The following is a 12,906-nucleotide window of genomic DNA, read 5'->3' as shown; positions in this document are numbered from 1 at the left end:
ATGGTGATGGTAACCCAACTAATGATGATACAGATGGTGATGGTACACCAGATTATTTAGATAATGTAGACGATAGAGAGCCAGAAAATGATCCAGTTGTAGTAATGCAAATGGTAACACCAAATGGTGATGGTAGTAATGATTTCTTATGGATAGATAACGTGGATCTAGTTCCTAATAATAACATAAGAATATTTAATAGATGGGGTGTTGCAGTTTTTGAAGCAGAAGGATATAATAATATAAATAATGTTTTTGATGGTAGGTCTAAAGGAAGATCAACAGTAAAAGCAGGAAATATTCTTCCTTCAGGTGTATATTATTACATCTTTAACTACGAACAAAACGGAAAAAACAATACGGACAACGGTTACTTATACGTAAGTAAATAATATATTTAATATCATAAAATGATAAAAAGAAGCATTCTCGCAACAGTACTATTAGTAGTACTAGCATTAGAAAGTGTTAGTGCACAACAAGATGCACAGTATACACAGTATATGTTTAATACTTTAGCTGTAAACCCTGCATATGCAGGGTCTAGAGGCCAGTTAAGTATTGCTGCATTATACAGAGCTCAATGGGTTGGTTTAGATGGTGCGCCTACAACTCAGACATTAAATCTGCATTCTCCAATAAGAAATAGTAATCTTGGATACGGAGTTTCTATAGTTAATGATGAAATTGGCGATGGTGTAGTACAAGAAACTTATATAGATGCTACTGTGTCTTATACCTTAAAATTAGCACAAGACAGAAAATTATCTTTTGGTGTAAAAGTGGGGGGTAATTTATTAAATCTGGATTTTGAAAAACTAAGAAAAATAGATGATGAAGTTGTAGAGACAGATAATATTGATAATAAATTTTCGCCCAACTTTGGATTAGGTTTTTACTATCACACAAATAAATTTTATTTTGGATTATCTGCACCTAATTTATTAGAAACAGACCATTTTGATAGTGGAAATTCTAGTTCTGATGATGTACAATTTTTATCACAAGACAAGGTTAATTTATATGCAATTACGGGTTATGTTTTTGACTTAAATAACGATTTAAAATTTAAGCCAGCATTGTTAACTAAAATTGTAGATGGTGCTCCTCTACAAGTAGATTTATCTGCAAACTTTATGTACAATGAAAAGTTCACATTTGGTGCAGCCTATAGATGGGATGCGGCAGTAAGTGCTTTGGCAGGTTTTCAAATATCAGACCAAGTAATGTTAGGCTTAGCATATGATAAGGAGACTACAGAATTAGGAGGAACACAGTTTAACGATGGATCTTTTGAAGTATTTTTAAGATTTGAATTGGTTAGAGCATTTGAAAAACTAGTATCACCTAGATTTTTCTAGAACTAAAAACAGAACTAATGATTAAGAAAATTACAATATTAATTGCAATATTACTTTTTACTATTGGGAATGTAAATGCTCAAGAGAAATTAGTAGTAAAAGCAAACGAAAAATACAAAAGCTATTCTTTTAGTCCGGCTATAGATATTTATACAAAGGTTATAGAAAAAGGATTTGTATCTGCAGATTTATTAGATAAGTTAGCTAATTCATATTACTATAATGCAGACTATAAGCAAGCTGCAGAAATATACCAAAGATTGGTATCTGAATATGAGTCTGACGTTACAGCAGAACAGTATTTTAGATATGCACAAACATTAAGAACATTAGGAGATTACGAGCTTTCTAATTCTATCTTAAAAAAGTTCTATGACATATCTTCAACTGGAGAGAATGCGTCTTTGTCTAAAGATAAAGTAGCTTCCTTTGAAGACATAAAAGAAAATACAGATAAATTTAAAATATCTAAATTTCAATATAATACTATACATAATGAGTTTGCTCCATCGTTTTATAATGAAGGACTTCTTTTCTCTTCAGATAGAGATACCGGTAACTTAGCAAAGAATAGACACACTTGGAACTCAAGAGATTTTTTAGATTTATATAAGGTAAATGCAGACAGTACATCTTTAAACAAAGTTGTAAAGTTAGATAAGAATATAAACACTAGGTATCACGAGTCTACTTCTGCTGTTACAAGAGATGGTAGCACAATGTATTTTACTAGAAATAATTATAAAGAAGGTAAAAAAGTTGAGGATAGTGAAGGTGTTGTAAGATTAAAGATATTTAGAGCAGACTTTATAGATGGTATGTGGACAAATATTACTGAGTTGCCATTTAATAGTGATAATTATTCGGTTGCTCATCCTGCATTAAGTCGTGACGAAAAAACGTTATATTTTGCATCTGATATGCCTGGGACTTATGGTTTGTCTGATATTTATAGAACAACTATAAATGATGATGATACCTTTAGTACACCAGAAAATTTAGGAGGTAATATTAATACAGATTCTAGAGAAACTTTCCCATATGTATCAGATGAGGGTGTGCTTTACTTTTCTTCAGACGGACATCTTGGTCTAGGTGGTTTAGATGTATTTGCAACTAAAATTGCAAATAATACATTAACTGGTTCTATTGTAAATGTAGGTGCTCCTGTAAACAGTAATATGGACGACTTTACTTTTATTTTTGATAGTGAAAATAGAAATGGCTATTTTGCTTCTAACAGAAAAGAGGGAGTTGGTGAAGATGATATTTATGCAGTTGTAGAAAACGAGCCACTTGTTTTAGATTGTATACAAGAGATAACAGGTACAGTAAGAGACAAAATATCTAATGAAATTTTAGTTGGTGCATCTATTAAAGTTATAGATGAAAATAACGAAGAAATTTCATCTACTATTATGAGTTCTAATGGTGTTTATAACATTACATTAGACTGTAACAAAGGTAATTTTGTTAGGGCAGTAGTAGAAGGTTATGTACCCTCAGAAAAATATTTAGCAAAGTCTAATGGAGAACCACAAGTTGTAGATTTTTATCTAGAAAGAGATAAAGTTACCGCTGGTATGGGAGACGATTTAGCAAAGCTATTACAATTAAGCACAATTTACTTTGATCTAAATAAGTTTGATATTCGTCCGGATGCAGAAATTGAAATACAAAAAGTAATTGTTGCTATGGAGAAGTTTTCTAGTTTAAAAATTAAGGTAAACTCGCATACAGATAGTAGAGGTAAAGATGCCTATAATTTATGGTTGTCTCAAAAAAGAGCAGAAGCTACAGTAAATTATATGGTTTCTAAAGGTATAGATGCAACACGTTTACAAGGTGAAGGTTTTGGAGAAACTCGTCTTGTAAATAAATGCGAGAACGGTGTACCTTGCACAATAAAAGAACATCAGTTAAATAGAAGATCAGAGTTTATTATTATAGAATAAAAATAACATTGATATAAAACTAAAAGCCTTAACCTTAGTGTTAAGGCTTTTTTTTTGTTTGTATACTTCAGCTTTATAGGCACAAACAGAGGATAAACACTTGTTCACAACAAATATTATAACATGTAATCATTAGGTGTTAATTTAGCAGCCAATAAGATAGGTGTGTTCATTAGTGACATTCCCCCAACCTAAACACAATTCTTATTATGAAGTTAACTAATGTATTTATTGTAATCATTTTTATGTTCTTTACCTCTTTGGTAGTAGGGCAAGATACCTTTAGAGATAATTTCTCATCCTCATCTTATAATAGAAATGATGGTAACCAAAATTTTTCATCTAGTTGGATAGAATCTGGCGATGACAATAGAACTTGGGATGGAAGAATACGTGTTAATGGTAATAGGTTAAGATTTAGAGATTTAGATAATGCTTTTATTTATAGGTTTGTACCTTTATCTGGTTATGACAGTGTTACCTTAACATTGGATTATGATGCTAGAAATAGAGGAAGCCAATCTTTAGGAGTTTACATTTATAATGGTAATACAGGAGCTTGGAACCTTGTAAATAATATTAATACAAGTAATACGGGTTCAATATCTTATACCCTTAGCGCAGCAGAAGTTGCTTCTAATCCGGCTATAATTTTTAGGTCAACTAGTGGAAATAATTGGGCTACTAATGATCAGGTATTTATAGATAACGTATTGTTTACAGCAGTATCTAGCCCTGTTTTAGAAATTAATGATGTTACAGTTAATGAAAATGCTGGTACAGCTACTTTTACCGTAAGGCAAACTGTTGCAAGTACATCTGGTTCTTATACTGTTAATTATACAACTTTTAATGGCACAGCAACAGCAGGTTCAGATTATACAGCTAGAACAGGAACCTTAAATTTTAATGGTAATATTAATGATACAGAAACTATTACTGTACCTATATTAAATGATACAACTATTGAAGGAGCAGAAGAGTTTACAATAAGATTTACGAGCTCTAGCAATTCTACCATAGATATAACAGACAGAGGAACTGGTACTATTATAGATGATGATGCTTTGGTTATGACAGATGGTGTTACGGTTAATAGTTGTAACGATACTTTTTTTGATCCAGGAGGGCCATCAAACTATGGTAATAACGAAAATGCAACTTACACAATTTGTCCAGATACAGCAGACACTTATATAAATGTAGATTTTACAGCTTTTGAAATAGTAACTGGTGATATTTTATATATCTATGATGGCAACTCAACAAGTGCTCCTTTAATTGGTCAGTTTGATAGTGCTAACGTTCCAACTTCTATAAATTCATCAGCAGCATCAGGATGTTTAACCTTTAGATTTACTTCTAATGGAAATACAACAGGCGCAGGTTGGGAAGCTCAAGTTAATTGTTTTCCAGAAGGGCCGGTAATACAAATTGAAGACGTAACTATAGATGAAGATGCAGGTGTGGCAATTTTTACAGTGACATCTACAAGAGCTGCACACGGTAGAAACGTTTTCTTATTTGGTTTTGTTGAGTCTCCTTTTACCGTAAATTATACAACAGTAGATGATACAGCTTTAGCTGGAAGCGATTATACAGCGGTAAGCGGAACATTGACTTTTACAGGAGAGTTGGGCAATGTACAGACCATTTCGGTACCTATAACTAATGATGGTACACCAGAATTTGCTGAAAATTTTAAAATAGAATTTACGGGGGCTACGGCTCAATATGCAACTATTAATTATACAGATACAGGTATAGGAACAATTAACTCGCAAATTTTAGCTAATGATCCACTTACTTTGTTTCAGGAGTTTGATGGGTATTATGATTATTCTACAACTGGAGGTACATTAAGAACAGGAGCAAATGGAGTTTCTCCTTGTACTGTTACTACATCATCTTCAAACACCTTAATATCTCCAATCCCTAATACAGGAACAGTAGAAAGAGCTTATTTATATTGGGCTCACTCTAGTACTGTTAGAGATGCAGATGTTATTTTTGAAGGTCAAAATGTATCAGCAAACTTCTTATATCAAACTTCATTAACTAATAGAAACTTTTTTGGCTACGTAAGTGATGTTACAGATATTGTTAAGAATGTAGCAAACCCTAGTACAAATGTTTTTGATTTTAGTGGTTTAACTATAAATAATACAGGAGATTATTGTACTACTTCTACAGTTTTAGGAGGTTGGACATTGATTGTGTTTTATGAAGATCCAAATTTACCAGCTGTAAACATAAATTTATATCAAGGTTTTGACGGATTAAGTAATGAAGGTACTTCGTTTACATTAGATTCTTTTTACGCTATTTCTGGAGCAGGTGCAAAAGCATCATTCTTATCTTGGGAAGGAGATCCGGATTTAAATGGTTCTAGTTCTGGATCTACAAATCCAGAAGAATTATCAATAACAAACCAGACAGGACAGAATTTTATTTTAACAAATGATGGAGGGCAGTCTGGAAACAATGCTTATAATTCTACCATTTATGATAATACGGTAAGTCCAACTTATAATATTGCTAATTCGTATGGTGTAGATTTAGATACTTATGATATTTCTTCATTTATATCACCAGCAGATAGTCAGGTAACAGCAAATGTAGATGTTGGTCAGGATTTTGTAATATCTGCTGCGGTAGTTATTAAAGTACCTTCTAACTTAATTGCAGGGACTGTTTTTGAAGATGTTAACTACCCAGGCGGTATTGGTCGTGACCAAGCAACTTCTAACGGAGTAGGTATACAAGGTGCTGTAGTAGAGTTATTTGACAACTCAGGTAATTTTATTCAAAGAAAAACCACAGATGCATCTGGATATTACTCTTTTGGAGGTATGGCAGATGGGGATTATTTCATAAAAACTGTAAGTTCTACAATAAAATCGACTAGAGGTGGTGGTTTTAGCTGTTCAAATTGTTATCCAGTACAAACATATAGGTCTTTTGGTACAGCAGGTGCAATACAAGCAGAACCAAATGAAGTTGGAGGAAAAGACCCTACAGCTACCCAAGATGTTTCTTTAGGAGTAATTAATAATGCACAAACTGTATCTAACGTATCTGTTGCAGGTAATGGTGTTGTAGGTATTAATTTTGGTTTTAACTTTAATACTATAGTTAATACTAATGAAGACGGACAAGGATCTTTAAATCAATTTATAAAAAATTCAAACAGTTTAGCAGAAGCTACTGTAGATATTGAGGCTAATAGTCTTTTTGACCCTGCAGCAGGTGATGATACATCAATATTTATGATTCCTCCTACATCAGATCCATTAGGTAGAACAGCAGATGCAAATTATGCAGGTGGTATTTTTGATATTTTAATATCTAATGGTAATCCTTTAGAACAAATAACAGGGACTAAAACAATTATAGATGGGCGTACACAAACGGCATATTCTGGAAACTCTAATTTTGGAGCAGAAGGTGCAGGTGGTACATCTGTAGGTGTTTCAGCTATATCGTTACCGGGCTATGATAGACCAGAAATACAGATTCATAAAAATAACGGAGATGTTCTTAATACATCTGGTGATGGCACTGTAATACGTAATGTATCTGTTTATGCAAACAACAATGCAGGTATTATTATAAGTGGAGGAGAAGGCACTGTTTCTCATTCTCTTTTAGGAGTAAATGCAGTAGGAGTAAATGCAGGTAATATAGATTATGGAGTAGAGGTTACTGGAGGAGATGCAATAATAGATTCTAATTTTATTACAACAAATTCAGACGCAGGAATAAGAATAAGAGGAGGATCTTCTGTACTTGTTCAAAACAATCATTTAACAGAGAACGGAACAGGAGCTTGTTTTGATAATATTTTTATTGAAGGAGGAAGTAATATAACAATTACTCAAAATTTAATTGAAAATGCAGGAGCACTAGGTATAGAAGTAGAGGACGTAGATGGTGTGGCAATTTTAGAAAACACAATTAGAACCTCTGGTCAAAACGGTGGTAACTGTAGTGGTGTAGTAGAAAATGCAGGTATAAAAATTGATGGTAATAACTCATCTATAACAAATAATATTATAACGGCTAACGGAGGCGCAGGTATTGTAATAGCTGGTGGTAACACAAGTGGCAATACAATTTCTAGAAACTCAATATTTGCAAACGGAACAACAAGTCCTGCTTTAGGTATAGATTTAGATGCAGGTAATGCAGTTGGTGATGGTGTAACTATTAATGATTCTGGTGATGGGGATAATGGTCCCAATGGCTTAGCTAATTTTGCTGTAATATCTAATGCATTTGTATCTGGTTCTAATATTATAGTAGAGGGTTGGTCTAGGCCGGGAGCTACAATAGAATTGTTTTTAACAGATATTAATGAAGGAACAGCAAATACAGGAGATAACAGTTTAGGTATGGTTACAGACTATGGCGAAGGACAAATATTCATAGGATCTATGCTAGAAGGTAGTGCATCAGATCAATTTCCTAATACCTCTAGTTATTCAGATGATGATGGTAATAATGATACTACAAATAAGTTTAGGTTTGTTATTCCAAAACCAGCATCTGTAGTTATCGGAAACTTTGTAACCACTACAGCAACAATTTCAAATTCAACTTCGGAGTTCTCCCCTTTTGTTGTATTAAAGGCTTTTAATGTAATTACAAACAGAAATACTACATATAGAGTAAAGGGTAATTAATAATATCGGATTAAGTGTCTCTTTTTTAGGTTGAAAAAAATAAGATTTAATTAAAAAAATATAGTATACAACAAGAAACATTTGTTTCAGCGTAAGTATTAGTCTCTTTCGCAACAATTGTTTCTAATCGGCGGTATATAGTTAGATTTTTGATGTTATAATTTAATATCAAAACCTAACCAGTTTAATATCTATAATAGATAGCCTCAACCGATGATAAAAATTGTAAGTAAGCAGTTCGTTACCTTTTTACTTTTAGTAGTTAGTTTATTTAGTACTTCAGCAATGTTTGGTCAGTGTACAGATCCATCTGGAATAGACACAGATGGTGATGGTATTAATGATGTTTGTGATTTTGATGATGACAATGATGGAATTTTAGATGTAGATGAAGGTTGTGGTAATTTAATCATAAATCCTTCTTTTGAAATGCAAGATTTTACAGATCCTGCAGTCTTTCCCAATGGTTTTACAGACGGATCTGGTACCTTTATTGGAGCCACATACAACACCAATCAATTAACTGGCTGGAACTATACAACCAATATGGATGGTTGGGTAGGCGGCGGAAGCCCTTCTTGGAGTCCAGATGTTTATGCAGATGCTTACCATGGAACCCAATATGTAGATGTTACCGGTAATAACGATGTAACAAGTGGTGTAAATAATACACTTTCTCAAGAAGTAAATACAGTAGTAGGAGTAACGTATACCGTTTCATTCTACTGGGGAGAAGATATAGGACATGAAGCAGGAACGTCAGTAACTCTAGATATAGATATCGTGGATTCTGGCAATACCCATATTATCGATGAGACTTTAACTTATACGGCTCAAGGATTAGTAGGGGGCGTAAGAGGTCCTAAACAATGGTTTCATTTTCAACGTAATTTTGTAGCAACAACAACAAAAACAACAATACAGTTTTACGCAACACCAGACAGAACGTCTAACGGAGCAGCAATAGATTTAGTGAGTATATCTAGAACACAATGTCTAGATAGTGATAGTGATGGTACGCCAGATGCATTAGATTTAGATAGTGATGCCGATGGTTGTTTTGATGCTTTAGAGGGAGATGATAATTTAGGCTTTTTAGATTTAAATGGTGATGGTAGTATTTCTGGTTCTGTTGATGAAAACGGAATTCCAATAGCAGTAAACGGAGGTCAAGCAAAAGGGAGTAGTGCAGATTATGCAGTTTCTTCAGATTTGTGTGATGATGATGGAGACGGAGTAAATAACGGAAACGACAAATGTCCAAATTTTGATGATACAATAGATAGTGATAATGATGGTGTACCAGATGGTTGTGACCTAGACGACGATAATGATGGTATTTTAGATTTTGAAGAGAATTTATCTTGTAAACAATATGGTGTTTTAGAGTATGAGTTTTACGACTTGGATGTGCCAGGTGCTACAACAAATAATATTCCAACTTCAGGAGCATTAGCAGAAGGACGTATTAATAATTTTAATGTAAATGCACTGCAAGATTTATTAGATCCGGGAGATTCAGACTTTTATGCCATTAGATATAATGGGTATATAAGAATAGATACAGAGGGTACATATACTTTCTATACAAATTCTGATGATGGCTCTAGACTATTTATAGATGACACAGAAGTTGTAAACAATGATGGAGATCATGGCACACAAGAACGCTCTGGAACAATAACATTAATTCCAGGCGAGTATAAATTTAAAGTACTGTATTTTGAAAGAAGAGGTCTTGTAACTTTAGATGTAAGATATAAAGGACCATCTATAACAAAACAAGATGTTCCTTTTACAATTTTATCATCCGGTAATCCTATACCATCAGAATTGGTGAATAACGGAGATTTTAAAGATTGGATTTTTTATGATAGTTGGACAGCTTCAGGTAATAATTGGCGTACAGATGCTGAGCGAGCTTATTATGCGCAGTGGAACGGAACAGGTACAGCTACTTTTTATCAAACAATAAATGTAACTCCTAATGTAGCTAATACTATTATTTTTGATGTGGGATCAAATGCTGGTTTTACAGGAGAATCTACTTTAGTAGTAAAAATAAATGGTGTTAGTTATTTCTCAGAAACGTCTACAGAAATAGCAGCAAATAACGGAGGAAATGCACAAGAAGGTAACGCTACAAGTAATATGGCAACTAGGAGTTTTACTTTTATACCAAGCAGTAGTACAGTTACATTAAGTTTTGATGGTTCTTCAGCAATTAACGATCATGATTCTTTATACATAGATAATGTTACGCAATCTAAAGAATGTGAAGCTACAGATACAGATGGTGATGGTATTCCAGATGCTAATGATTTAGATAGCGATAATGATGGTTGCTTTGATGCTTTGGAAGGGAACAAAAACTTAGATTTTTCAGATTTAAATAGTAACGGTAGTATCTCTGGTACTGTAGATGAAAACGGAATTCCAATAGCAATAAATGGAGGGCAAAGAAAGGGTAGTAGTACCGATTATACTATTACATCAGATATGTGTGATGACGATGGTGATGGTGTAAATAATTTAAATGATAAATGTCCTTATTTTGATGATGCCATAGATAGTGATAATGATGGTGTTCCAGACGGTTGTGATGTAGATGATGATAATGATGGTGTTTCAGATTGTGATGAGTCTATAGATAATGTGTCAAATGAATTTGCTTGGACTCTAAACAATCCTTCTGGAAATTTGGAAATGGATACTAATAATGATGCAAAAATTAAGGATTGGGTGTTAAGTGATACCGAAACAATGATATTAAATGGTTCTCAATTTAATATATCGGCAAGTAACATACATATAGAACCTTTTACATCTCAGACAAAAGAAGAAGCTGTGCAAAACGGGGACTATATAGAGCTTTCTTTTACAACAGGTTCGGATATATCCTCACTTGCGTTAAATAGAATTCGTTCGGGGTGGTATGATACAACTAGAGGAGATTCTTATTACACAGCAACAGCATACACTATAACTGGTTCTAGTGCGTGGCAAACATTATCTACAGATGTTTTTCATACAAGTGATGGGTCTTCTTATGCAACTTTTGATCATTTAGCTAGCAGTCCTTTATATTTAAAAGCAAATACGCAATACTCATTTCGATTTTATGTATATGGACAAATTGATGATTCTTCTGATCTATATTCAATTTTTGATGATATCTCATTTGGTTTTACAGCCTGTAGGTCTGGTAACCTAGATGGTGATACCAACCCTAACCATTTAGATGATGATAGTGATGGAGATGGTTGTAATGATGCAGATGAGGCATACGCAGATGTTACAGCAGATGCGGATAATAACGGAATGTATGGTACTGGTACACCAACAGTTAATTTAGATGGTTCTGTGGTAGGTGCAGCATATACTACGCCAGTAGATAAAGATGTTAATGGTAGTTACGATTTTTTACAAGTAACAACAGTACCAACGATAACTAGCCAGCCAGGAGATCAAACGGTATTTGTGGGTAATGATGCAGTTTTTACAGTAAACGGAAATAATACAGATACATTTCAATGGCAAGTAAGCACAGATGGTGTTAATTATGTAAATATCATAGATGGTGTTGAGTATTCAGGATCACAAACATCTAATCTTTCTGTTGAAAAAGTCTCTACCGAAAAAAATGGATATTCATATAGAGTTTTGGTTTCAAATTCATCTATAATATGTACCGTTTTAACTTCAAATTCGGCACTTTTATTTGTCAAATTTAAGACTGTAATTACCAACAGAAGAATAACGTATCGAATTAAAAAACAGTAAAGGTTAAATAGTTAACAGTTGTTAATTAATGTGCTTTTTTTTGATATTTTAAATTACCTACTTAGACTCTCTTTTTAAGTGAAATCACAACCACTTTTAACTAAAAATATTTTTTTGTTGAATACAGGCATCCGTTTAAAATAGCATTGTAATCGATTAAAAACATTTGTTAATAGCTTATTTAACAAGATTAAATATGGTCTACAATGCTTTTATAGATGTTTACATTACAAAAGGGGTGTTACACAACATTTATTTTCTAGCCATCTATCTAACGTTAATTTTGTAAAGTAAAGTTATACATAGGTGTTAGCCTGATTTTAACTGAGCATAAATTTATTACAAGTAAGAAATGATTAAAATAAAACGCCCAACCATGAAGAAGTTATTATTACCGATACTATTTTTAATGTCGGCAATTGCATTTTCACAAACCACTGTTACATTAGAAGATCAATGTAATTGCGAAGTACTGAGTGGTACAGATGTGACTGTTCCAGGATCATCATCGCCAGCTGGTGCAGATTTAGGAGACTTGTATGTAAATACAGACACAGGAACTATCTATTTTTGGGATGGTGATTCTTGGGAACTATCTTCTGGTAGTAATCCAGAAATTCAAGATTTTGTATTTGATGAAACAACAGGTGAACTTACACTTACTATGCAGGGCGGTAGTACAAGTGTGGTAAATTTATCTTATCTATTTGAAACAGAAACTACTTTAATAGACAACGCAGATGGTACGTTTACATACACTAACGAAGAAAATGTAGTAACATTATTTGATGCTAAACGTTCAACAGTAGTAGACAACGGAGACGGAACATTTACGTTAACAGATGACTCAGGGAATTCTGCAACAGTAGACACCAATAACACAATAACTACTTTAGTAGATAATGGAGACGGTAGTTTTACATACAGATCAGAGAATGGTACGGAAACTATTTTCACAGAAACATTATCTACACTAGTAGATAATACAGATGGAACATTTACCTACACAAACGAAGACGGAGTAGTAACTACATTTGATGCTAAACGTTCAACAGTTTTAGACAACGGAGACGGAACATTTACGTTAACAGATGACTCAGGAAATTCTGCAACAGTAGATAC

Annotated in this window: 5 protein-coding genes and 1 pseudogene; all 6 read left to right on the top strand. The window is 33.3% G+C overall.

Going from position 1 to position 12,906, the window contains the following annotated elements; all coding sequences use genetic code 11:
* Positions 1–392: T9SS type B sorting domain-containing protein (locus BT107_RS17215; RefSeq protein ID WP_139254343.1), on the top strand; the 392-nt coding region annotated here is incomplete at its 5' end.
* Positions 393–410: 18 nt separating this feature from the next.
* A complete protein-coding gene (locus BT107_RS17210) occupies positions 411–1,361 on the top strand; it encodes a PorP/SprF family type IX secretion system membrane protein (protein ID WP_072305077.1) in 951 nt (316 codons plus the stop codon).
* A 17-nt stretch (positions 1,362–1,378) separates the two neighbouring features.
* On the top strand, positions 1,379–3,316 hold the full coding sequence (locus BT107_RS17205) for an OmpA family protein (protein WP_072305076.1): 1,938 nt from the start codon (positions 1,379–1,381) through the stop codon (positions 3,314–3,316).
* Positions 3,317–3,525: 209 nt separating this feature from the next.
* Complete coding sequence (locus BT107_RS17200; RefSeq protein ID WP_072305075.1) at positions 3,526–8,001, top strand: beta strand repeat-containing protein; 4,476 nt, start codon at positions 3,526–3,528, stop codon at positions 7,999–8,001.
* 213 nt (positions 8,002–8,214) lie between these two features.
* Positions 8,215–11,784: a PA14 domain-containing protein gene (locus tag BT107_RS17195; protein ID WP_072305074.1), complete on the top strand. Its 3,570-nt coding sequence runs from the start codon at positions 8,215–8,217 to the stop codon at positions 11,782–11,784.
* A gap of 376 nt (positions 11,785–12,160) precedes the next feature.
* Positions 12,161–12,906 (top strand): annotated as a pseudogene (locus BT107_RS17190) (hypothetical protein); the annotation flags it as partial.

Origin of the sequence: Cellulophaga fucicola, assembly GCF_900119145.1 — a bacterium.
In the GTDB taxonomy this organism is placed as follows: domain Bacteria; phylum Bacteroidota; class Bacteroidia; order Flavobacteriales; family Flavobacteriaceae; genus Cellulophaga; species Cellulophaga fucicola.
This window is presented reverse-complemented; position numbering and strand designations above follow the sequence as displayed.